This window comes from Adhaeribacter pallidiroseus, from assembly GCF_003340495.1.
Lineage (GTDB): Bacteria > Bacteroidota > Bacteroidia > Cytophagales > Hymenobacteraceae > Adhaeribacter > Adhaeribacter pallidiroseus.
Genome location: NZ_QASA01000001.1, coordinates 5,554,856 through 5,576,712, shown reverse-complemented (window position 1 = coordinate 5,576,712; position 21,857 = coordinate 5,554,856). Strand labels below are relative to the sequence as shown.

Annotated in this window: 20 protein-coding genes; 8 read left to right on the top strand and 12 right to left on the bottom strand. The window is 42.9% G+C overall.

Going from position 1 to position 21,857, the window contains the following annotated elements:
* Window positions 1-129: 129 nt before the first annotated feature.
* Window positions 130-1,407: a hypothetical protein gene (locus AHMF7616_RS22250; RefSeq protein WP_147275757.1), complete on the bottom strand. Its 1,278-nt coding sequence runs from the start codon at window positions 1,405-1,407 to the stop codon at window positions 130-132.
* A 346-nt stretch (window positions 1,408-1,753) separates the two neighbouring features.
* Between AHMF7616_RS22250 and AHMF7616_RS22245 the strand changes: the two genes are divergently transcribed.
* Window positions 1,754-2,047 (top strand): hypothetical protein, encoded by a 294-nt coding sequence (locus tag AHMF7616_RS22245; RefSeq protein WP_115374885.1) that lies wholly within the window; start codon window positions 1,754-1,756, stop codon window positions 2,045-2,047.
* 134 nt (window positions 2,048-2,181) lie between these two features.
* Here the strand turns inward: AHMF7616_RS22245 and AHMF7616_RS22240 are convergent, their stop codons facing one another.
* The 5 genes from AHMF7616_RS22240 to AHMF7616_RS22220 all read right to left on the bottom strand — a co-directional run bounded on the left by AHMF7616_RS22240 (window position 2,182) and on the right by AHMF7616_RS22220 (window position 4,359).
* Window positions 2,182-2,613 carry a DUF1810 domain-containing protein gene (locus tag AHMF7616_RS22240; protein WP_115374884.1) on the bottom strand — a complete coding sequence of 144 codons (432 nt, stop codon included), beginning with the start codon at window positions 2,611-2,613 and terminating at the stop codon, window positions 2,182-2,184.
* Between the two features lie 161 nt (window positions 2,614-2,774).
* Complete coding sequence (locus AHMF7616_RS22235) at window positions 2,775-3,278, bottom strand: SRPBCC family protein (RefSeq protein WP_115374883.1); 504 nt, start codon at window positions 3,276-3,278, stop codon at window positions 2,775-2,777.
* A complete protein-coding gene (locus AHMF7616_RS22230; RefSeq protein ID WP_115374882.1) occupies window positions 3,268-3,594 on the bottom strand; it encodes an ArsR/SmtB family transcription factor in 327 nt (108 codons plus the stop codon). Before AHMF7616_RS22230 ends, AHMF7616_RS22235 begins: the two co-directional genes overlap by 11 nt.
* A 386-nt stretch (window positions 3,595-3,980) precedes the next feature.
* On the bottom strand, window positions 3,981-4,106 hold the full coding sequence (locus AHMF7616_RS27580; RefSeq protein ID WP_262511732.1) for a hypothetical protein: 126 nt from the start codon (window positions 4,104-4,106) through the stop codon (window positions 3,981-3,983).
* 4 nt (window positions 4,107-4,110) lie between these two features.
* On the bottom strand, window positions 4,111-4,359 hold the full coding sequence (locus tag AHMF7616_RS22220) for a hypothetical protein (protein ID WP_115374880.1): 249 nt from the start codon (window positions 4,357-4,359) through the stop codon (window positions 4,111-4,113).
* 522 nt (window positions 4,360-4,881) lie between these two features.
* Here AHMF7616_RS22220 and AHMF7616_RS22215 point away from each other — a divergent pair.
* The 5 genes from AHMF7616_RS22215 to AHMF7616_RS22190 all read left to right on the top strand — a co-directional run bounded on the left by AHMF7616_RS22215 (window position 4,882) and on the right by AHMF7616_RS22190 (window position 9,822).
* Window positions 4,882-5,520 (top strand): hypothetical protein, encoded by a 639-nt coding sequence (locus AHMF7616_RS22215; RefSeq protein ID WP_115374879.1) that lies wholly within the window; start codon window positions 4,882-4,884, stop codon window positions 5,518-5,520.
* A complete protein-coding gene (locus AHMF7616_RS22210; protein WP_115374878.1) occupies window positions 5,517-5,816 on the top strand; it encodes a winged helix-turn-helix domain-containing protein in 300 nt (99 codons plus the stop codon). Before AHMF7616_RS22215 ends, AHMF7616_RS22210 begins: the two co-directional genes overlap by 4 nt.
* 68 nt (window positions 5,817-5,884) lie before the next feature.
* Entirely contained in the window at window positions 5,885-6,451 is a 567-nt protein-coding gene (locus tag AHMF7616_RS22205) for a hypothetical protein (RefSeq protein WP_147275756.1), read from the top strand.
* A 351-nt stretch (window positions 6,452-6,802) separates the two neighbouring features.
* The gene (locus AHMF7616_RS22200) at window positions 6,803-8,239 is read left to right on the top strand and encodes a B12-binding domain-containing radical SAM protein (protein ID WP_115374876.1); all 1,437 of its coding nucleotides are present in this window, start codon (window positions 6,803-6,805) and stop codon (window positions 8,237-8,239) included.
* A 380-nt stretch (window positions 8,240-8,619) separates the two neighbouring features.
* Window positions 8,620-9,822 carry a PQQ-dependent sugar dehydrogenase gene (locus AHMF7616_RS22190; RefSeq protein WP_115374874.1) on the top strand — a complete coding sequence of 401 codons (1,203 nt, stop codon included), beginning with the start codon at window positions 8,620-8,622 and terminating at the stop codon, window positions 9,820-9,822.
* A gap of 277 nt (window positions 9,823-10,099) precedes the next feature.
* Here the strand turns inward: AHMF7616_RS22190 and AHMF7616_RS22185 are convergent, their stop codons facing one another.
* Window positions 10,100-10,990 carry a hypothetical protein gene (locus tag AHMF7616_RS22185; protein ID WP_199474319.1) on the bottom strand — a complete coding sequence of 297 codons (891 nt, stop codon included), beginning with the start codon at window positions 10,988-10,990 and terminating at the stop codon, window positions 10,100-10,102.
* A 448-nt stretch (window positions 10,991-11,438) separates the two neighbouring features.
* Here AHMF7616_RS22185 and leuB point away from each other — a divergent pair, with 448 nt between their 5' ends.
* Together leuB and AHMF7616_RS22170 are read left to right on the top strand one after the other, a co-directional pair.
* Window positions 11,439-12,494 carry a 3-isopropylmalate dehydrogenase gene (gene leuB, locus AHMF7616_RS22175; protein ID WP_115375733.1) on the top strand — a complete coding sequence of 352 codons (1,056 nt, stop codon included), beginning with the start codon at window positions 11,439-11,441 and terminating at the stop codon, window positions 12,492-12,494.
* Between the two features lie 369 nt (window positions 12,495-12,863).
* Window positions 12,864-13,082 (top strand): hypothetical protein, encoded by a 219-nt coding sequence (locus AHMF7616_RS22170; RefSeq protein ID WP_115374872.1) that lies wholly within the window; start codon window positions 12,864-12,866, stop codon window positions 13,080-13,082.
* A 34-nt stretch (window positions 13,083-13,116) separates the two neighbouring features.
* Here AHMF7616_RS22170 and AHMF7616_RS22165 read toward each other — a convergent pair whose 3' ends face one another.
* The 5 genes from AHMF7616_RS22165 to AHMF7616_RS22145 all read right to left on the bottom strand — a co-directional run bounded on the left by AHMF7616_RS22165 (window position 13,117) and on the right by AHMF7616_RS22145 (window position 21,511).
* The gene (locus AHMF7616_RS22165) at window positions 13,117-15,069 is read right to left on the bottom strand and encodes a KUP/HAK/KT family potassium transporter (RefSeq protein WP_115374871.1); all 1,953 of its coding nucleotides are present in this window, start codon (window positions 15,067-15,069) and stop codon (window positions 13,117-13,119) included.
* A 380-nt stretch (window positions 15,070-15,449) separates the two neighbouring features.
* Window positions 15,450-17,237: an APC family permease gene (locus tag AHMF7616_RS22160; RefSeq protein WP_233507702.1), complete on the bottom strand. Its 1,788-nt coding sequence runs from the start codon at window positions 17,235-17,237 to the stop codon at window positions 15,450-15,452.
* Window positions 17,238-17,397: 160 nt separating this feature from the next.
* Entirely contained in the window at window positions 17,398-19,161 is a 1,764-nt protein-coding gene (locus AHMF7616_RS22155; RefSeq protein WP_115374869.1) for a HAMP domain-containing sensor histidine kinase, read from the bottom strand.
* Entirely contained in the window at window positions 19,161-20,282 is a 1,122-nt protein-coding gene (locus tag AHMF7616_RS22150) for a sensor protein KdpD (RefSeq protein WP_115374868.1), read from the bottom strand. Before AHMF7616_RS22150 ends, AHMF7616_RS22155 begins: the two co-directional genes overlap by 1 nt.
* Before the next feature lie 134 nt (window positions 20,283-20,416).
* Window positions 20,417-21,511 carry a porin gene (locus AHMF7616_RS22145; RefSeq protein WP_115374867.1) on the bottom strand — a complete coding sequence of 365 codons (1,095 nt, stop codon included), beginning with the start codon at window positions 21,509-21,511 and terminating at the stop codon, window positions 20,417-20,419.
* Between the last annotated feature and the right edge of the window lie 346 nt (window positions 21,512-21,857).

The window sequence follows — 21,857 nt, the reverse complement described above, 5'->3', positions numbered from 1 at the left end:
CCTGAACAACATTGCCGCTATACTTTTTAATTTTTTTTAATTTTGAAGGCTGTTTAACAAGCAGTTTTAGCCAGGTTCAATACTTTATCTATTCTGCTAATTAATTAGTCAAATAACTGATAAAGAAGTTTACTTTAAAGAGAGCTTGAAAATTTTACTAGGTACAACCGGACCTTCTATTTTGCCGCCGGGTTGTACTTTTTGTACCTGGCTGTTAGCAATATAATAGAAATCGTCGCCCACAATGGCCCCCGTGGTAGGCGTGTTAAACTGCGGGTTTAACGATTCCAGAATTTGGAAATCAGTCATGGTTTTTGCAGTAGAGTCAAGAGCTATTTTAATAATGCGCTCGGCGCTTTCGCCGTGTACGGTAAAAGCATTCTGGATGCCAATTAAGTAATCTTGTTTGTTTTGAGTGTAGAAGTATAAACCATCGATGCCGCCGGTGCGCCGTTGGTTATTTGTTTCCAGTTTCGTCAGAATTCTAACTGCCCGGTCGTAAACCAGGATGCCGCCAAAACTGGCCACATACAAATAACGCTCGTCTCGGGATAACGTCAGGCCATTGGGGTAAATAGTACGACTAATTTCAGGTATTCGCACCAAGGAATCTTGCAAAGGGGTAATCTGGTAAACCGAGCCGGTAGTACTATTGGTAACAAAGGCGGTACCATCCTGCGCCAGAACGATGTCGTTAAAAGTGTTTACTTGGCCGGGAGCAGGAGCCGGCAATAAGTATTTTTTTAAAATTTTTCTGGTAGCTAGGCTGTATTTATACACGCCGCCTTTGCCCGCTTCCGGACCAGCATCGGTATTGTGACAAACCCATAGTTCCTGCTTTTTAGCATTTGCTTTTAACCCTAAAACGCCGCCTAAATCATCCTGTCCCCGGGCAATAAATTCTGCTACCGGAACATCTTTTTTCACCTGAATTATTCTGTTTTGCGCGTAGCTCCCCACGTAAAATGCTTGGTTACCGGCATTGTAGGTCATTCCTTCCGGTATAAAAGCGGCCTCGGGCAAAGTAAAATACAGCGTACTGTTGCGTATGGGTTTTAAAAATAATTCTGCCTGCTGTACCAAGGGAGTAAATGCCGGATTAGTGGCTAAAATTTTAAATGTTTCTTCTTTTTGAAAATCAAAGGGGAAACGGTAATAATTAACTTGTTTTAAAAGCTCTAAAGCCTCGGTTACCTGATTATTGCGGGTGTACGCTTTGGCTAATTCGTACATAAAATCGGGGTAGTTCGGCAGCAATTCATTCGCCTTTTTCATGTCGGCTAAATAAGCTAAATAATTTTGCTGGCGGGCTTTCTCGCGGGCTTGGGCAAAAAGGGCGAAGGGATCTTGGGCCACACTAGGGTAGCAAACGCCAATCAAGAGTAACAAGAAACCAAGTAACTTCATACATTCAGAAGATAATCATGCAGCCTACAAAGAGCACTAGCTTAAATATAGTTAAATACGATTTGTTAGCTTTATAGAAAAATAAAAATGATTGTAGCAAAACCACTACTAGGTATAGATATTTTACCTTACCAAAATGAAAAAGGCTTACCAAAACGATAGGGATCCGTTTTACTTTTTAAATTTGGCTACGTAAAATCAACAATTAATTACCTGTAAATCAATAACAAACAACAAGTACTTCGTAAAAATGACCCTTGGTATTAAAGTTGGCATGCATTAAAACCAGAAGGTTACAATTTGGCCTTCTGCTTCAATTAAGTTTTGCATTATAGCTAACAAAATCATGGTACTAGCCGAAGAAATAATATTTTTTAATAACAACCAACAAAAACTAGCCAATGCGTATCCTCATTGCTTTTTAATCATTAAAGGGCAGCGGGTATTTGGTGGATTTTCCAGTATTATAGAGGCCTATACTTCAGCCCTGGACCAATTCGAAATCGGCACTTTTCTGGTCATTAAAACTTTGCCCGTAATACAGCAAACTGGTAAGCCCAAAATGCTGGTGCGTCCTTCCTTTTTCAGAAGCCTTTTGCATGGGTTTATTCCTGCAAAACGCCAAGCAGCCTGGCAGTAAAGCTTACATCATTTAAGTATTAAAAGGAAATCTGCCCCATGCTGCTAAGCTGAAAATGGGCAGGGTTTAAGCATTTCTTTCATTTATGAAACTACAGTAAATTTTGCTGAAGCGGATAACAGTAATTTTTAAAATTAAGCTTGGCTTTCGATGATTTGCAGGGTTTTAAGATCCTTGGTTCCGTGAAAGAATTTAGCCAGCACTTTTTGAAAAACCGGGTGCGCATTAGGTATCTGCGAAAATAAAGTCATCGAAGATTTCAACTTTAAATCGTCTGGGTTGCCGAAAATAGCGGTAGCATTGTTGCTGGTTAATAACAGCAAAGCTTCGCAAATCTCAATCAAGCGTTTACCTAATACCGGGTGCTTTACATAGGCTTCTGCTTCGGGAATATTCGTAATAGCGTAAACCCGCGAAGTTTCGCTGTAACCCAAGCCTTGTATTTGCGGAAAAATGTACCACATCCAATGGCTTTGTTTTCGACCTCGCTTTATTTCGGCTAAGGCAATGGGATAGTCTTTTTCCTGGGCGGTAATAAAGCGTTGCAAGTTGTTTTCGTGCGTCATAAGGTGGTTCAGAATTTTGTGTTACATACAAAGTGCACCAATGTTACGTAAGAATAATAAGAAGAGATAAAAACATATTTTGGCCCGGAAAGGCATAAAAAAAGACTGCTGGTTTATGTATACCAACAGTCCGCGAGAGGCAGCTTATTTATTACTAATTTTTATACTTGCCCAGAAGCAAGTAGATCATCCAGATTTTCCAAGCCCATGGTAAATCCTTCTTTAAAGCCCATCTGAATAACTGTTTCTAAATCCGAAAAATTGTCGTACGTTATCGTAATAGTTACCAAGGTCATTTCCCCAGATTCGGAGAACTGGTTATACCAGTTAGATCGCGGAAAATCCGGATTAACAGCGCCCTCTGCGTCGCAAAAAGCATCTTGCGCAGCATAGTTTTGCAAGGAAGTAATTGCTTTATAATCAGCGCGGGCCCAATGTTCCTCGCCTTCTGGTCCAACCATGGCGTAGAGCCAGTAACCCCCTTCTTTAAAATCCAAATGCTTGGTTTTAGCTTGCCAAGGCTTAGGCGCCCACCATTGGTCGAGCAATTGGCTTTCGGTCCAGGCGGCCCATACTTTAGTTAAAGGGGCGGCAAACTCTCTTTCTACCTTAATTTGGTTATTTTCCTTGTCTACGGAAAAATTCATTAAAACGCTACTTTTCATTTGGTTTAGAATTTAGGTTAAGTAATACTTGGTCCAATTGATTAAAGCGGTCTTCCCAATGTTTTTTAAATTGGTTTAGCCATTGATCGATTTCCTTCATTTTTAAAGGATTGAAATGATAATAAATTTCTCGCCCTATCTTTTCCTGTTTTACTAAATCGCATTCGGCCAAAACAGTAATGTGCTTCGATACCGCTTGCCGCGTAGAGTCGAAGTGTTCGGCTAACGCGTTAGGAGTCATGGCCTGCGACGCAATTAAAACCAGAATAGCGCGCCGCGTTGGGTCGGCTATTGCCTGAAAAACATCTCTTTTCATGTTAACAATTCTTAATGCGCAACTGCATGGTTGCAAATATATACGCAATTAATCGGTTGCGCAAGAATTATTTAAATTTTTCGCTGAGCAAAATATCCGGGCTTTAAGCTACGCCGCTAGCATGATTATGCCATTATTAAGTATTGCTAGTCGAATTAAATTAAGGCAGGGAGATGATCAAACAGGCAATTTGCTACACAAACTTTTTGGGAATGCTACCCGATTTTCTGTTTATACATTAAAAAAGCCCCCGGATAAAAACCAGAAATCTGATTTTATCCGGGGGCTTTGCTATAATTTAAACTAACTAGCTGGGTTTTTATTAATTAAGCTGCCAACCAACCGTACTTTGCAACAACGTAAATTAAAGGCTAAAAAGATAAAGATTAAATTCCTTTGTATTTCCGGCGTTTATTGGGTTTAGGCAACCATAATTGCTTCAGCCAATGGTAACCTACCCATATTACCCAGGTAAGCAGAACTACTGCTATTACTCCGTATTGCCACTGCATGCTCTTAATTGATTATCTCTGAAAGATCTACCAATTCCAGATAGGGCTCTAAAAGCGCATTGCTTTTAAAACCGCGTACAAAGTCTACTTGATTATCTACAATGCGGTACCAGATTTCGGCAAAAAACTCGCCCATGGAGTACAGGCACACGCTGTATTCGCCGCTAACCCGGATAGTTAAAAATTTGCCTTGTGCCCAAACCATGGCAGCTCGTTGCGGGTGGTTATTGCCGAAAAAGTCGTATAAATTCATAATCGGATAATTACGGACGAGTGAGCGATTAAATAAAAAGACATTCCCCGTCCTCTTCTTTTTGATAACTGGCTAGTAATACGAGAATAAGCAGAAGTGATAGTAGATTTTGCAGCATAAAAGATCTGTTAGTATTTTTTAAATATATACAATAATAAATATTATGCCAGTTTGCACCTCATTAACAGGAGTTTACTTATTTGTAAGCGCTGACAAGTATTTACGTTTAAACCCACCCTAATAGTTTTAACGTTAAAAGGTCAACTCGTATTTTTCCGGCTGTTAGCGCTTCCGGCTAGCAGCGAAACAATACTGCTACTGCTATAAGTAAGATTAGGAAAGTGCCCCTCGTATTCTATGGGCGTGAGTAAAAGCGGAAAGACTGATTGAAGCAGCTACCAGGTAGCGCAAACTTAGCAGGGGATACTATTACCTTAAAAATTTAAATTAATGTAGGTAATAATTGAAAATCCGAATATTTAATTGTTACTTTGAAAATCAAAGCACTTTTATGAGAACAAAATGAAAAATCCGGAAAATCCTTTAGAAACCTTATCCGAGATTCGTTCGCTGATGGAACGTTCGTCGCGCTTTATTTCTTTAAGCGGTTTAACCGGCGTGTTTGCCGGTGTATTTGCTTTAGTCGGTGCTTTTGTGGTGTACTGGAAATCTGATTACAACCTGAACATAGCCGGAACGTACGAGCGACCGAGGCAATACGCATCGCCGCAAATATCGGAAATGCCGTTGTTTTTAGTGGCGGTGGCTCTGGTGGTTTTAATAGCCTCGCTAACCGCCGGCGTTTTGCTTACTACGCGGCAAGCCCGCCGTAAAAATTTACCGGTTTGGGATGCCTCGGCCAAAAGGGTTTTCTGGAATTTACTGATTCCGCTGGCGGCCGGTGGCATTTTTTGTTTAATTATGCTCAAACACGGACTAGTAGGTTTACTGGCTCCGGCCACCCTGTTATTTTATGGTTTAGCGTTGCTCAATGTGAGTAAATACACGTACTCCGATTTACGGCAACTGGCCCTTTGCGAATTAGTTTTAGGCTTATTAGCCACCTGGTTTATGGGATACGGGTTGCTTTTCTGGGCCATCGGGTTTGGGATACTGCACATTATTTACGGTATCTTGCTGTACAATAAATACGAACGATGATCGCCTTTAATAAATTAAATAAAGCTTTTGAAAGCCGGATTCGGTTAGGGGTGATGTCGGTTTTGCTGGTAAACGATTGGGTAGAATTTGCGACCTTAAAAGATACGCTGCACCTCACCGACGGCAACTTAGCCAGCCACATCACGGCGCTCGAAAAATTAAATTACCTGCAAGTACGCAAGCAATTCATCGGGAAAAAGCCGAATACCTCGTACGCGGTTACGCAAGCCGGGCGCAAAGCCTTTAACGAACATTTAAACGCGCTGGAACAATTAATTAAAGCCCGGGAAGGGTAAAAATTTTAAAATTTAGCATTTACTAGGCAATGTCGCTTTGTAACGCTGAGTTGGGATCAATTGAATTAATGAAAAATATTTTATTACGTCATTTATCTCGAATAATTATAGGAGCTATTTTGCTTGCACTTATAATGAGTATTTATTTTTCAATTGGATTTATTGATACCGATATCCAAGAGCCTAGAGATCCTTTTTATGTTGCCCTTGACCAAGGAGCTTTATTTTGGGGGACTTTAACCTTTATTTTAACGCTTATAGTTTTTGCGTTTTTCATTATTGAGAAGTACTTAAAGTGTTTCTTGTTTACCATCGGGTGGCTTATTTCTGCATTAATATTTGATATTTCATTAAGTGACTTAAATCCATTTTATACTGATATTGCTATTTACGAGAATAAAAAACAAGAAAATCTAATAATTCAGTATTTTGAAACAGGTATAACAGGTAATTCTAGAAGTAGATTAATAAAAACAAATAATATTAATTCTGGGATTCGGAATTATGAAGAGATATATAATGCACCAGTTCTTGATACCCTTTTTCTATATGAATCTGATTTTTATAAGAGAATACCTAAAGTTTTAATCGTCCAAAAGGATACATTCTATTTACAAAAGATTCATAATAGATAGAAAACAATAATCGCTAACAAAACTTTTTGTGCATAAATGCACCATAACTAAACCGTTGACTTAATAAATTTACCTCAATTTTCAGAATTAAGATTGGAGAATCTTCGGATACCTAATTTGCTTTTGATTACTTAAAGTTTATGTCATGAAAACAAAGTCGTTCATTTTAATGCTTACTCCAGGAAACGAATTGCTTCTCTAGAAATACTTTTTTAAAAATTTATTTTTTTGCTTATTTACTTTGAATTACAAAGTTCTTTTAAATACAATAAATTCATACTCATACATCTTAAAGCTAACATCTACGCACAATCTAACTAAAACGCCCAACTTTCTATTAACAACCAACTTATGCAAGTCAAATTTATTTTACCCGCCCTCACCGAAGCCAAAAGCCCTTACTGGCGCCCTATTAAGTACTCGCTTTTTCCGCCGCTGGGTTTAGCTACGCTGGCCGCTTATTTAGCCTCCGACGATGAAGCTATTCTTCAGGACGAACACGTAGAATCTTTAAATCTGGATGATGCGCCCGACTTAGTGGTGATACAAGTGTATATTACTAATGCGTACCGGGCTTACCAAATTGCCGACCATTACCGCAGCCGCGGGGCGTACGTGGCCTTGGGCGGCTTGCACGTTACTTCCCTTCCCGACGAAACGGCCCCGCACGCCGACAGTATTTTCCTGGGCCCCGGCGAAGAAACCTTTCCGCAGTTTTTACAGGATCTACGCCATAGAAAACCACAAAAGCGCTACTTTTCGTCGGTTCGGTCGCTGGTGAATATACCGCCGGTACGCCGCGATTTAATTAAACGCAACTACTACCTGGTGCCTAATTCTATTGTGGTTACGCGCGGTTGTCCGCACCACTGCGATTTTTGCTATAAAGATGCTTTTTTTCAGGGTGGTAAAGGCTTTTACACGCAACAGGTAGATGCCGCACTAGCCGAAATAGACCGCTTACCCGGCCGTCATCTGTATTTTCTCGACGACCATTTGCTGGGTAACCAAAAGTTTGCCCGTGAATTATTTGCGGGCATGCGCGGCATGAACCGGGTTTTCCAGGGTGCCTCTACCATCGACGCTATCTTGCGGGGCGACTTAATCGAGCGAGCGGCCGAAGCCGGTTTACGTAGCGTATTTATCGGCTTCGAAACGCTTAATCCTAAAAACTTACAGAGTAGCAACAAAAAACAAAACTTGAACCGCGACTACCATGTCGCTATCCGGCGGCTTCACGATTTAGGCATTATGATTAACGGCAGCTTTGTTTTTGGCCTCGACGATGATGAGCCCGATGTTTTTAAAAACACCGTAGATTGGGCCGTACAAGAAGGCATAACTACGTCTACTTTTCATATTTTAACGCCGTACCCGGGCACTAAGCTTTTTACGGATATGAGCGCCGCTAATCGTATTCTTACCCACAACTGGGATTTATACGATACCCGCCACGTGGTTTACCAAACTACCAAAATTTCGGCCGAGGCTTTAAAACAAGGCTACGATTGGGCCTACCAAAACTTTTACTCCTGGCCCAATATTTTAAAAGGCCGCCTGACGCATGACTCCGTGAAACACCAACTCAAACATTTTGCTTATGCGGGCGGCTGGAAAAAGTTTGAACCGCTCTGGAACTTCGTCATTAAATCGCGCAATTTGAACGCCATGCTGCCGCTGCTCGAAAGTATTTTATCGAAAGTAAACCCGCAGAAGCAACCGGAGTCAAAATTAACCGCGCCGGTTGCTTTACCGGAGTTACCGGTTCTGACGGCCTTCGGGGAATAACAAACCAACGCCAAACCTTAATTCCCTACCGCAGTATCTCTCTTATTTACTTTCCGGCGTGTTACTGCTCAGCAATAAAAAAACCAGCATTTTAACGCCGATTTAAAAAATTAAGAAATTGGCTGCCCATTTATTCTGGGATTTTGCAGCAGTAAAAGTATCGGCACAAACCAAGGAGCGCTTAAAACCGTTTATTCTACTGTTAGTTCTTAACCGTTTGCAGCGAATAAAGCCAAAGAGAAGTAAAATTTTAAAAAAAATTACTTGGCCCCAGCGCCACTTGTTGGATGAGAATTAATTTTTAAAATAACGCCTGGTTTCGGGCGTTCCTGTAATTAGAAATAGTGCTCCAGAAAAAATATTAACCGAGAGAAAGCGCCATGAAGCAGCCGAAAAATTTACTTGTTCTGAGTTTCCTGTTAATCTTAATGAGTTGCGAGGTAAATAAATCCGACGACAATAATACGCCCGATCCTGGTCAAAATCCCGTAGTTCCTTCTGGCTATACCCTTACCGAAGCGTTCTCAACTTTAAAATTTGATAAGCCCGTGGAGCTAACCAGCCCTACCGATGGCACGAACCGCATTTTTGTAGTTTCGCAAACCGGTAAAATCCACGTGTTTCCGAACGATGCAACCGCGGCTACCGCACCCGTATATTTAGACATCAGCTCCAAAGTAACTTCCGGCGGAGAGTTAGGTTTGTTAGGTTTAGCTTTTCACCCGGATTATAAAACCAATGGTTATTTTTACGTCAACTATACCCGCGGCAATCCTCTGGAAACCGTTATTTCCCGGTTTAAAGTCAGCAGTTCCGACCCGAACGTAGCCGACCCCGGGAGTGAACAAGTCTTGTTAACTTATCAGCAACCTTTTTCGAATCACAACGGGGGGAAATTAGCTTTCGGGAACGATGGCTATTTGTACATTGCTTCCGGCGATGGCGGCAGTGGCGGCGACCCGCAAAACTACGCCCAAAACCGGACCCAACTCCTGGGCAAAATTATACGCATTGATGTAAACAGCACCACCGGTAATTTGCCCTACGCCATACCGGCTGATAATCCTTATAGAAATAACAACCAAGGTTTCCGCGAAGAAATTTATGCCTATGGTTTGCGCAACCCCTGGCGTTTTAGCTTCGACCGTAAAACCGGTACGTTGTGGGCCGGCGACGTTGGCCAAGGCAACGTAGAAGAAATTTCCATCATAAAAAACGGCGGGAACTACGGCTGGAAAATCCGGGAAGGCAATACCTGTTTCGGGGCCGCCAATTGCGATGTAACCGGCCTGGAAGAACCTGTCTGGACGTATCCATTGAATAACGAAAACGGTCGTTCGGTGACCGGTGGTTATGTGTGCCACGATAAAAATCTGATTGGCTTAGCCGATAAATATATTTACGGCGATTATGTTTCGGGCAATGTTTGGGCGTTAACCGTGAATGGCAACCAAATGGTAAAAAACGAATTAATCACCAAATTACCCGATAACATATCTTCTTTCGGCGAAGACAGCCAACAAGGACTTTATGTACTGGGTTACGGTACCGGCAAAATTTTTAAATTTACTCCAAAGCCGTAACAAGAAGCAGTTGGCTGCTTCGGCTGTAGGGAATTATTGCGGATAGATTTGCCTTTGTTTCGTAAGTTTAACCGGCGTTAACCCACTAGTTAGCAACTGTATTCTCCACCCCAGGCAGACTAAATTCTGATTATTCGTTCTAAGCCGTAAATCAATATAAAAGCAACTGGTAATTGCCGCCGGAAAGACACGCGCTTCTTGCCTATTTTGATATTAAACTAAAAAAGGCAGCCCGGTATGCGGCTGCCTTTTTTAAATTTGTATGATGCTTAAGGGATCAACCGCCGGTTGATCCTCCGGTAGTACCACCAGTGGTGCCGCCGGTAGTTCCTCCAGTTGTTGTACCAGTGGTACCACCTGTTGTGCCGGTTGTACCGCCTGTTGTACCAGTCGTGCCGCCGGTAGTACCCGTGGTACCGCCCGTAGTGGTTCCGGTTGTACCTCCAGTAGTACCAGTAGTTCCGCCTGTGGTACTACCGGTAGTTCCTCCAGTGGTAGTACCCGTTGTTCCTCCGGTTGTAGTTCCGGTAGTACCACCCGTTGTAGTACCTCCGGTAGTTGTGCCCGTAGTTCCCCCAGTAGTAGTTCCAGTGGTGCCTCCCGTCGTGCCGGTAGTACCGCCGGTTGTTGTACCAGTTGTTCCGCCAGTGGTACCAGTCGTGCCACCGGTGGTAGTGCCACCAGTTGTACCTGTAGTACCTCCTGTGGTGGTACCGCCATCCGTTGTACCTGCGGTGGTTCCGCCAGTAGTTGTACCTCCGGTAGTACCGGTTGTTCCCGTAGTAGTTCCTGTTGTGCCAGTAGTTCCAGTGGTGCCAGTAGTTCCGGTAGTAGTACCAGTAGTACCAGTTGTACCGGCAGTAGTAGTACCGGTTGTTCCGGCAGTAGTAGTACCGGTTGTTCCGGCGGTAGTGGTTCCGGTAGTTCCGGCAGTAGTGCCATCCGTAGTAGTACCCGTGGTTGTTGTACCTGTAGTTGTAGTACCCGTGGTTGTTGTACCGCCCGTAGTAGTGCCGCCGGTAGTTGTTCCGCCAGTGGTAGTTGTTCCTGCTGTTGTATCTACTGGTACTCCGTCAAATTTTCCGTCGTCATCGTCGTTACACCCTATAATTGTTATACCCGAAAGTAAAGTAGCGGCAACCGTTACTGTTAACCAATTCTTTTTCATAAATAAAACTTTTTTAATTCTATACTCAAAACTTCTTTCACTTTACGAACCTGAAAATTTTGAAGTCAAATAAATCCTGAAAGATAAATACCCATTTTTAGCCGTATTTGCCGTATATTTTGAAATTTGTACTGATTTTCAGAAAGGTTACTTACAGGCAATTAAATTTTCATCAATTATCCAACTATAATTATTCTAATATTATTTTTAATTTAAAGCAAATTAAAATCTTGTATAAACAAGTAATTTTCTGGAAAAGAGGTTATCGGAAATGGAGTTTAGCAAAATTCGCATTACCTGCTGCAGCTGAGCAAATCATCTGCTATTTTTAAATTTATGGGCATAAACCTATTCGAGCCTGTAGAACCAAGCAGCATAATTTTTTAAAAAACTAGCACATCCTACCGGAAACTGCTTACTTTTGGCCTCCACAAAAATTGCCTGTTACATGAATAAGAAAATAGCTGTTCTGCCCGGCGATGGGATTGGCCCCGAAGTAACCGCCGTAGCTGTAAATGCCCTGCAAAGAGTTGCCGAAAAGTTTAACCATACTTTCACCTTCGAGGAAGGCCTAGTAGGCGCCTGCGCCATCGATGCTACCGGCAATCCTTTTCCGGAAGAAACCCTGCACTTATGCCAATCGGCAGATGCCATTTTATTTGGCGCCATTGGCCACCCGAAATACGATAATGATCCTACTGCTCCGGTTCGCCCGGAACAAGGCTTGCTGGCGATGCGCAAAGCCTTGGGTTTATTTGCCAATATCCGGCCGGTAAATACTTTTAAAGTTTTGGCCGATGCCTCGCCGCTAAAGCGCGAAATTGTAGAGGGCGTAGACTTTGTGGTGTTCCGGGAATTAACCGGTGGTTCTTACTTTGGCGCCAAAGGCCGTTCCGAAGATCGCAACAGCGCTTACGATACCTGCACCTACACCCGCGACGAAATTGCCCGGATAACCGAACTAGCCTTTACGGCCGCGGCTAAACGCCGTAAGAAAGTTACCTTAGTAGACAAGGCTAACGTGATGGAAACGTCCCGGCTCTGGCGCGAAGTAGTACAACAATACGCTGCTAACTTTCCGGATATCGAGCTGGAACTCATGTTTGTGGATAATGCTGCCATGGCTTTAATTCAAAACCCGCGGCGTTTTGATGTTATTTTAACCGAGAACATGTTTGGCGACATTCTTACGGACGAAGCTTCGGTAATAACCGGCTCGCTCGGCATGTTGCCTTCGGCCTCGGTGGGCAGTAAAGTAGCTTTGTACGAACCTATTCATGGCTCGTACCCGCAGGCCGCCGGCAAAAATATTGCCAACCCCATGGCGGCGGTTTTGTCGGCAGCTACCCTCCTGGAAACTTCTTTTGATTTAATGGCCGAAGGCCAGGCCTTGCGCAACGCCGTAGAAGAAGCGTTGAATAATGGTTTTGTAACGGTGGATATTAACCCCACGCACCATTTGGGTACGCGCGAAGTAGGCGAGAAAATCTGTAGCTTTGTTTAAGCCGCAAAAAATAAAAAAATTTAAAAAATTCCTGCTATTCCTGGTAAAAAGATTAAAAAAGTAGCTTTTGCTGAAATAACCAGATAGCCCTGTAACCACAAAATAAAACAGGATGTACGCGTAAAAGGTCTTAATGCCATTTGTGCAGACACAAACGGCAGCACCGACTAATGTCAGTATTCTCACGGATAACTTTTGCGTAAGTCCTATACAATAAAAAGACAGCTTCCATCTTAAGCTGTCTTTTATTGTATAAGATTGAACCCCAGACCAGTATTTTTTAATTTTTTTTTATTCTGGTTTATTACCTGCTTTTAATTTTTGCGTACACAAACTTTACCACCAACCTTTGTTTATTATTTATTCCGTATGACTTCCATGCAGTACATTAATACCACTTGCGGTAAACAATTCGACCTCGACAGCACCGAAAAAATTATTGAAAAATCAAACAGCCTCTTCTCCTACAATATTCATAAATTAAAAAGCGGAGAATACATTATTGCCGAAAAATTCTTTGCTAACCCGTACAACAATCGGTATATTCTGCTCAACGACGAGCAAATTGAAGCTCTAAAAGACAGCTGATAATTACTTTTATCAACTGACTTTCCGGTTTAGCTTACTTAACCCGGGTTAGTTCCACGTTGTGGATGGGATTAATTACTAAAGGCACTTTTTCTATTTTCACCGAACTGGTATCGAGGCCAAACCACTTGTCTTCGGAAGCGGTGAATTCTTTTATGTAGTAATAGGCCTGCATAATCAGTTTTTCGTCCCAGGGCAAATCATTTTCCAAGGATAAATATTTTTCGAGTACCACAAACCGGAAATCGCCGATTACGTTTTGCCGGCTCAAAGACTCGTACCTACTGGTAATATCTACTTCTTTATTGTTTACCAAGTTTTCTACTACTTTCCGGAAGTAGAGGTTAATGCGCTGCTCTACCCGGAAACCCAGGTTAAAATCGACTCGGATAATATCGTTTTCCATGATATGGTGCACTTTGTACTCCATGGTGTACGGATCGTCGGTGGTGTTTACGTGCAGAAACCAGTAAATATCAGCGCGTTTGGGTCGTTTCTGAAAAATAGAATAAATAATCTTGGATTCAATTTCGCTCTTTCGTTCGGCACTAGTCATGTAAATCAAATGCGTCGAGTACTTCGGTATGGTTTCGTCTTCGCTCAGATCTTTTAACGGACCAATGTATTTATCTAGTTTTACTTCTTCGGTTAAGCGTCTTTTAATATAAAAAGACCGGATCCAGGTATACATCACGGTTATCAGCATTACACCAATGGCTACCGATACCCAGCCGCCATGCGGAAATTTTAATAAATTAGCTACCAGAAACGAGAGTTCAATGGTGAGGTAAACACCTAAAAACGAGAAAATTACCAGCTTTGAAAACTTCTTTAAATACAAGTAATAGCTCATTAAAATGGTAGTAGCCAGCATGGTTACCGTAATGGATAAACCGTAAGCGGCTTCCATGTTAGTTGATTCCTGAAAATACAAGACCACCGCCACGCAACCCGCCCAAAGCAGTTTATTTACGCTCGGCACAAATAACTGTCCTTTCACGTTAGTCGGGTAAATCAGGCGCACTTTGGGCCATAAGTTGAGCCGAATAGCTTCCCCGATAAGCGTAAAAGAGCCGGTAATTAAAGCCTGGCTGGCAATAATAGCCGCGATAGTAGCAATCACAATCCCGATGAGCAAAAACCATTCGGGCATTACACCATAAAACGGGTTTTGATTCTCGCCTAGTTTTTGATTAAAGTGCTGTGACAACCAGGCAGCCTGGCCAAAATAATTAAGCAATAAACAGGTTTTCACAAAAATCCAGCTTATCCGGATATTTTCGCGCCCGCAATGGCCTAAATCAGAGTACAAAGCTTCGGCTCCGGTAGTACATAAAAATACGGCTCCTAATAACCAAAAGCCTCCGGGATAAAGTACCAGCAAGCGGTACGCGTAATACGGGTTTAGGGCTTTTAACACTTCGGGGTGGTCGAGAATATTGGTAATGCCCAGTACGGCCAGCATGGTAAACCATATAAACATAATGGGCCCAAAAGCTTTTCCTACTATTTGCGTACCAAAACTTTGCGCTATAAACAACACCGTTAAAATAGCCAGTACAATGGGTACCGTGGGCAGATCAGGATTGATAATACGTAAGCCTTCAATCGCCGACGAAACCGATATAGGCGGGGTTATAATGCCATCGGCCAGTAAAGCGCTGCCCCCAATAATAGCCGGAATCATGAGCCATTTGGCTTTGCGGCGTACCAGAGTATACAACGAAAAAATACCACCTTCCCCGTTATTATCGGCCCGTAAGGTAAGCACCACGTATTTCAGGGTAGTTTGTAAGGTTATGGTCCAGAAAACGCAGGAAACGCCCCCATAAACTAACTCCGGATTAACGATTTCGCCGCCGCTTAAAATAATGGCCTTCATTACGTATAAGGGAGAGGTACCAATATCGCCATAAATAATACCCAGGGCGATAAGTAAACCAGCCGTAGAAAGCCGGTTATGTGCGTGATTATGTTCTTTTTGCATGTTTACTAAGAATCAACAAAATACACCACTTCCTTCAACAACTAACTTAATTAAAGATTGAAAGAAGTAGCTTTTCATTTTTAGGTAAGAAAATGTTATTTACTTATGCTATTGATCAGATTGTGGCTTTACCTTGCTTTTTACTTTTAAGAAAAAGCTTGCGAAGCATATAATAAGAAAGTGCAAATAGCTGTAACAAGTTAAAAGGATGAGAGGGAAGAAATAAGATACAAGTTCTGTTACGATTATTTATAAATTAAGTATTTTAATAAATTGAGCTATCACAATCTACGCAAAGGTAGTTACTAATCTAATTATTTAGCATGCTTGAGCCCGCAAATTTAAAAATTGCGCCTGTTGTATGCGAAAAACATTAAAAATTATATAACCAACCGCACCCCGCCTAACTCCTGCAATCCATAATGAAACCGCTGGCCCGGGGAACCAATAAACATAAAATTCTTAGGAATATTCCACTTCCGGGAAAGCTCATCAATCAGTTGGGGACCAAAATGCCCTTTAATAACGATAAAATCCACATCCATGTCCGGGTAAGCCCGGTCCAGCACGTCTACTTCGTGCATGAGCTTTTTGGGCGGATGCTCGTTATTGCCCAGTATATTCACAATTTTAATGCGGTTGGTATGTTCGTTATCTTCGATGTAACGCATGACCTGGTTAATGTTGGCAATATTATCGCCCCGCGTAAAAAACACAAATTGCTGCGAATTTATTTCGGTAATCAACCGCTTTAGTTGGAACGAAGTAAAAGGTAAAAACTTAGCAAAGGTTCCTTCAAACTGCTTTACCAGATAAGTAAACAAGCGCAGCAGCGTGGTGCGGTACAGCATAAAATACACCAGGGCTACCGTAGGAATAAAATATTTTAAAAATACAAATAAGTACGGCGGGTTTAAAATAGCATTACCTACCAACGCAGCTACTACCGCCCCAATGGCTACAAATAAAGCCCAACCCGAAGCCCGAACCGGACGGGGTAATTTATCGCGCCGGAGCTTAAGTAAGATATTACCAATTCCAAACAAAGCCATTACCGACAGAAACGAAATAGTATACACCCCCGCCAAAGCGTTTAAGTCGCCTTGGGTAATTAATAAGATAGAAACGCAGAGCAGAAAAAAAGCCATCATAATTAAGTAAGCCGTGCCACGCTTATTGGTAATTAGTAAAAACTGCGGCAAACAACGATCCAGCGTCATGCGGTGCACCAAACCGGTAACGCCCACGTACGAAGTTAAAACGGCTCCGCTCAGGACCAAAGCCGCGTTTACCGAAACCAAAATAGCCAGCCACTGACCACCCGCTACTTCGCCGATATAAGCCAATAAAGCCGCCTGGTGTTCGGGCACTGCGCTCATCGGAATAATGGCTAAAACCAGAAAAGCCGTAAGCGGATTAAAAACCGTAACAGCCAGCCACATGTTGCGCAAGGTTTTCGGGAACACGCCCTGTTCTTGTTCCTCCACGAAATTAGCCGAACTCTCGAACCCCGATATACCCAGCATGGCGGCCGCAAAACCAAAAAACAAGGCCCGCCAGATACTGCCACCGGGTAAAGGTTGCGCAAAATTAGTTAAGAACGTATCCAGACCGTGATTGAATAAGAAAACAGCACCCACTATAATGAGCAAGGTAAGGGTAGTAATATGCGTAATGAAGATAATAATTGCTACCATAGACGATTCGCCGATACCCATTATGGTTAAACCCATGAAAATGGCTAATAAACCAATGGTAGCGTACATAACCGGCCAATCTTCCCAGAGATGGTGTACATAATGCATGGCCTCACTCGCCGAAATAACCGCCGTAGCCATGTAGGATAACAGCGTAAGGCAGGCCGCCAGAGAAGCGGTTCTTTTACTGGTGGTATTTAATAAGGCATTGTAAGCACCGCCGTTTAAAGGCAAAGCCCCTACTACTTCGCCGTATATTTTCCGGAATAAAAACAATACGGCTCCTACCATTAATAAAGCTACCCAGGCATATTGCCCGGCGTAAATAATAGCCAGCGCCGACACGTATAAACAAGAAGAAGTAATATCGTTCCCGCAAATGGCAGTGGCCGGAAGTTCTTTTAATTTAGGCGCATGCGGGGGCGCAATGGCATGCGTTAAGTCATCTTTATCCATGTAAATATTTTCCAAAGATTAGGGCTTACATTAGTGCTTAGGTCGTACTAAATACATAATCTGCATTAGTTACGTACCGGCTTGTCTTGTTGTTCTAACTGTTTGGTTTACTTACTCCGGCGGATAATGTTTAAAGGAAGAAAGAAGGTGCTTTGCTCGTGTTTTTTTAAATTTTTTAAATTACCGGCAAACGAAAACTAAAGGTAGAACCTTCGCCCAACTCGCTTTCTACCCAGATGGTACCACCTTGCGTTGTTATAAATTCTTTAGAAATAGCTAAGCCCAAACCAGTGCCTCCTTTAATAGAATCGGCATCGGGTACCTGAAAAAATTTATCGAAAATCCGGTCTTTGTAGCGGGCATCAATGCCCCGGCCAAAATCCTGCACCGAAAACCGCACAAAGCGGTTACTGGCCGAGGTAACGTAACCCGCGCTGATAATAATGCGGGCTTGGTCCGGGCTGTAGCGAATGGCATTCGATAAAAAATTAACCAGCACCCAGGCGGTTTTTTCTAAATCGCAGTTTACCGGGGGCAACTCGTTTGGCAGATTGGTTTCCAGTTTTACCTGCTTTTGCTCTGCCTGAAATAAAATAGCTTGAGTAGCATAATGGATGATTTCGGCAGGTTGGGTTTGCCGGTAATGCAGCTGAATATTGCCGGTTTCTACTTGCGCTAAATTTAACAACTCGCCGGTAATCCGCAGCAAGCGGTCGCTGTCTTCGGTAATGTGCTCCATTAATTTTTGCTGCTCCTGGTTTACGGCGCCAATGCGGTGGTCGCGCAGCAATTTTAAACTCATTTTAATGGAGGCAATCGGCGTTTTAAGTTCGTGCGAAATAGTGGCGATAAAATTAGTTTTAGCCAGGTCGAGCTCCCGGAACTGGGTGATATTTTTTAAAATAATTACCTGACCAATCAGTTTTTCGGCTTCGGTAGCGGTACCGGACGAGTTTATCTGAATAATGTCCTGGGTGAAATAACTTTCTTTGCCATCGTTAAAAATTTGCAGCGGGGCCGCTTCCTTTACCGCCAGCAGGTGCCGCAGCAAATCGTTATGTAAAGCTACATCGGGCGCGTATTGGCCAATTAAATCGGCTTCGGTTAAGCCCAACAGTAAGGTAGCTTCGTTATTGGCAAACAAGATGATTTGCTTTTCATCCAGCCCGATAATAGCATCCGACATGTTGTTGATAATGGTTTCGATGCGGCGTTTTTCAAAAATAATGCGGGCCAGGTTGCTGTGTTCGTACTCGTCGAGTTTGCGAGCCATTTGGTTAAAGGCTTCGGCTAATTCGCCAAACTCGTCCTGGGCTTTAAAGTGCAGGCGTTGCTCGTAATTCCGGTTGGCAATTTGTTTGATACTGGCGGTTAGCTCCCGGATAGGGTTAGCAATGTACCCCGGAAAATTAAGCGTAAATGTAAGTGTAACCAGAATACTGAAAGTGCCAATTAGCACCAGGTACATAATTACCCGGTCGGCGGTTTGCTGCGCTATTTTATTTTTCCGGACAATGGCCTGCATGTTCAAATCCGTGAGCCGAAATACATCTTGCCGAATTTGCGCGATTATTTTAGGGATAGTGGGTGCACCCTGCTTTTGGAAAGCTGTTTGCCTTAACCTTAAAAGGTCAAAGTTTTCTTTAATGGCAATGGTAATGGCTTGTTCGCCTGGTTCTGTTAAGTTATTGAGCTGGTCCTGCAGATTTTTTTTAAAATTTTTAAATGCTGCAGCGTATCTGGTGGAATCGGCGAGTAAAAACACATCGGTGGCTTGCAGCATGTTTTTACCATATTCCAGGGTTTCGTAATTATCTTTTAATACTTCTTTTGCTTCGGCGGCGAGGCGGTTGGCATAATGGGCGCCTAAACCGGCTAACAACAAAATAACCGCAAACAAGAAACTTAGGCCAAGCGAGAGTTTGGTTTTTATGGTCATCAGGCTAAAATAATCAGATCGGTTCCGGGCGGTAATTGCTGCAATAATTTGCTGAATATACTTTGCTTAAAAATATATTGCACAAAACTTAAATGGGGTCGGCCAATGCAAACAGTAGTAATTTGCTTTTGGGTAGCGGTATCGGCTATTGCTTGTGCCACATCGTCGTTTTTTATTTTTATTACTTCGGCCCCGAGCTGGGTAGCTAATTTTAAGTTGTTAATTAAATGCCGCTGTGCCGCTAAGCCAATTTTATCGCCCGCTTCGCGGCCCGTTTGTACGTACAATACCAGCCAAGACGAATGGTAATAAGAAGCCAGGCGGGCCGTTTTGCGAATCATTTTCCTGGCCGAAGCCTCGTTGGTACTAATACAAGCCATAAACCGTTCGGGCCGTAGTTGCTGAGTAGCGGGTATTTCGGCTTCAATTTTACGTTCTACCTGGTGGGCCACTTCGCGTAAAGCCATTTCGCGGAGCTGCAAAATTTTCTCGGTTTTAAAAAAGTTGTTCAGCGCAATCTCAATTTTCGATGGATCGTAAATTTTACCTTCTTTTAACCGCGTTATTAGCTCTTCGGCTGTTAGATCAATGTTTACCACTTCGTCGGCGAGCCGGAGCACACGGTCGGGTACTCGTTCTTTTATTTGGATGCCGGTAATTGCTTCTATCTCGGCGTTCAAACTTTCCAGATGTTGAATGTTAACGGCGCTGATAACATTAATACCAGCGTTTAATAATTCTACTACGTCTTGCCAGCGTTTTTCATTTTTAGAGCCTTCCAGGTTAGTATGCGCCAGTTCATCCACCAGCACCACTTCCGGGTGAATGGTTAGAATAGCCGCTACATCCATTTCCGCGAGTTCTTTGCCTTTGTAGAAAAGCGTCCGGCGCGCAATAAAGGGTAAACCAGCTAATAACTGGTGGGTTTCCGGGCGGTTATGGGTTTCGATGTAACCAATCTGTACGTCGATGTTATTTTTAAGCAGGGCGTGCGCTTCTTGCAGCATCCGGTAGGTTTTGCCCACGCCGGCGCTCATGCCGATGTAAATTTTAAATTTCCCCCGCTTCGATTTCTGAATCAAATCGAGAAAATGCTGCACCGATTGCTCTTGTTCCGGCATACTCATTAAAAAAACACAGGTATCAGGATATTAGTTGTTAGCTATTGAATGTTAGACTATTTAAAAAATTTTAAAAAATGGAGCATCCGAATAACCAACAACCAACAACTACTTTTTTTACCTCTACTTATAATTTAAAACAGAATGGCTAGCGAGGAAGTAATCGCCAGGGATTCATCTACGGCCCGGTTATCGCGGGTAAAAACAGCATCTTCGCTGTCGAGCAGGCGACCTTCCAGGCGTAACAACACCTTTGTAACCGGCGCGTAATCCAGGTTCAGAGAATAGCCAAACGTTTTAAATCCATTTCTGGTACCGCTGGCAATAATTACGTTGTTCGGATCGTGGTAATACTCGGCACGGGCCCCCAAGCCTACTTTATCCGTGAAATTGTAATGCAGCAATAAAGTAGGATTAAACCAGGTATTATAGGTATTGCCGGTGTAGTTGCCGCTGCCGCCGCTATCTGCCCGCTTCTCGGCTCCAATATCAAAAATAGCGGCCAGTTTAAACTGTTCACTTATCTGGAATATAGCGTAAAAATCGTGAAAATAGCGCTGCTGTTTTACACTGTCGGGCTTCTCGTTCCCGATAAACGTACTGGAATTTAGTAGAATTTTGTCGGTAGGTTTAAACTGAATTTGCGTACCAATGGCTTTACTGGAGTTTCCTTCCGGTTCCCGGATGTTTTGCCAGCCGTTTAGCACTAACCCGGTAAATATCCATTTACTGCCCGCTTCGTAAGTTAATTTTGCTCCACTTTCGTAGTAAGGCGTATTTTCGGCGGCCAAACTGCGGGTTAAGGTATAGTTATCTTTGGAGATCGCGCTTTCCAAACCAATATGGGACGCAAAAATACCGGCATCGAGCCAAAGCTTGGGCGCTAACTGCACACCCGCATTCGCTTCAAAAATATTTTTTAATAATTCCTGTTCGGCGGCTAAATTATATTGGGCATAAGTACCAGCCATAAGCGCCAGAGTACCGCGTACCTTATTGGAAGTATACGCTGCTTTTAGAAAAGCCAGGTTCACGTTAAATTCGTTGTGCCGGCTGTGGTTGTACAAAAAGCCGGGGCGTTCGTGACTGACCGGTTTATTAAAATCATAGGCGTAATACACATCGGCAAAACCGCTAAAAGTTAATTTAGTCGTAGTGCTTACCGTATCGGTTTGGGCGTAGGTAATTTGGGAAGTAATCAATGATAAAAGGATGTAAATAAATTTCATGTTCTTGTTTGTTAATAGGGTGGTGGGGTTAGGCTGACGCACCGGAAATTTTTTTAAATTTTTATGTGCCTGCGTCTCTTTGAACAGGCTGTTTTCACATAAGCAGTATACTTTTAAATATTGCTCTTGCGGAGCACCGCCAGCTGTTTTCCAGCGGCTGAGTTAATCCCTCCGCCCGAAAGGGCACCTCCCCTAAAAACAGGGGAGGAGAGGCGGCTATTCCTACGTTCACCTCTCCTCGCTTCTTTAGCAGAATGTTTGGCGGCACTGGCAACCAACAAGCCCTCGTTGTTCCGACTAGCGTATTTGCTTTTAATTACCGCCTCTTTGGCTTCTTACTTAATTT

Excerpts from the sequence above, each read along its gene's own strand:
- AHMF7616_RS22230 (WP_115374882.1), bottom strand. The coding sequence starts at position 3,594 with ATGAAAAGAGATGTTTTTCAGGCAATAGCCGACCCAACGCGGCGCGCT.
- AHMF7616_RS22210 (WP_115374878.1), top strand. The coding sequence starts at position 5,517 with ATGATCGCCTTTAATAAATTAAATAAAGCTTTTGAAAGCCGGATTCGG.
- AHMF7616_RS22240 (WP_115374884.1), bottom strand. The coding sequence starts at position 2,613 with ATGACGCACGAAAACAACTTGCAACGCTTTATTACCGCCCAGGAAAAA.
- AHMF7616_RS22170 (WP_115374872.1), top strand. The coding sequence starts at position 12,864 with ATGACTTCCATGCAGTACATTAATACCACTTGCGGTAAACAATTCGAC.
- leuB (WP_115375733.1), top strand. The coding sequence starts at position 11,439 with ATGAATAAGAAAATAGCTGTTCTGCCCGGCGATGGGATTGGCCCCGAA.
- AHMF7616_RS22185 (WP_199474319.1), bottom strand. The coding sequence starts at position 10,990 with ATGAAAAAGAATTGGTTAACAGTAACGGTTGCCGCTACTTTACTTTCG.
- AHMF7616_RS22220 (WP_115374880.1), bottom strand. The coding sequence starts at position 4,359 with ATGAATTTATACGACTTTTTCGGCAATAACCACCCGCAACGAGCTGCC.
- AHMF7616_RS22145 (WP_115374867.1), bottom strand. The coding sequence starts at position 21,511 with ATGAAATTTATTTACATCCTTTTATCATTGATTACTTCCCAAATTACC.
- AHMF7616_RS22200 (WP_115374876.1), top strand. The coding sequence starts at position 6,803 with ATGCAAGTCAAATTTATTTTACCCGCCCTCACCGAAGCCAAAAGCCCT.
- AHMF7616_RS22150 (WP_115374868.1), bottom strand. The coding sequence starts at position 20,282 with ATGCCGGAACAAGAGCAATCGGTGCAGCATTTTCTCGATTTGATTCAG.
- AHMF7616_RS27580 (WP_262511732.1), bottom strand. The coding sequence starts at position 4,106 with ATGCAGTGGCAATACGGAGTAATAGCAGTAGTTCTGCTTACCTGGGTA.
- AHMF7616_RS22235 (WP_115374883.1), bottom strand. The coding sequence starts at position 3,278 with ATGAAAAGTAGCGTTTTAATGAATTTTTCCGTAGACAAGGAAAATAAC.
- AHMF7616_RS22215 (WP_115374879.1), top strand. The coding sequence starts at position 4,882 with ATGAAAAATCCGGAAAATCCTTTAGAAACCTTATCCGAGATTCGTTCG.
- AHMF7616_RS22155 (WP_115374869.1), bottom strand. The coding sequence starts at position 19,161 with ATGACCATAAAAACCAAACTCTCGCTTGGCCTAAGTTTCTTGTTTGCG.
- AHMF7616_RS22250 (WP_147275757.1), bottom strand. The coding sequence starts at position 1,407 with ATGAAGTTACTTGGTTTCTTGTTACTCTTGATTGGCGTTTGCTACCCT.
- AHMF7616_RS22245 (WP_115374885.1), top strand. The coding sequence starts at position 1,754 with ATGGTACTAGCCGAAGAAATAATATTTTTTAATAACAACCAACAAAAA.
- AHMF7616_RS22165 (WP_115374871.1), bottom strand. The coding sequence starts at position 15,069 with ATGCAAAAAGAACATAATCACGCACATAACCGGCTTTCTACGGCTGGT.
- AHMF7616_RS22205 (WP_147275756.1), top strand. The coding sequence starts at position 5,885 with ATGAAAAATATTTTATTACGTCATTTATCTCGAATAATTATAGGAGCT.
- AHMF7616_RS22190 (WP_115374874.1), top strand. The coding sequence starts at position 8,620 with ATGAAGCAGCCGAAAAATTTACTTGTTCTGAGTTTCCTGTTAATCTTA.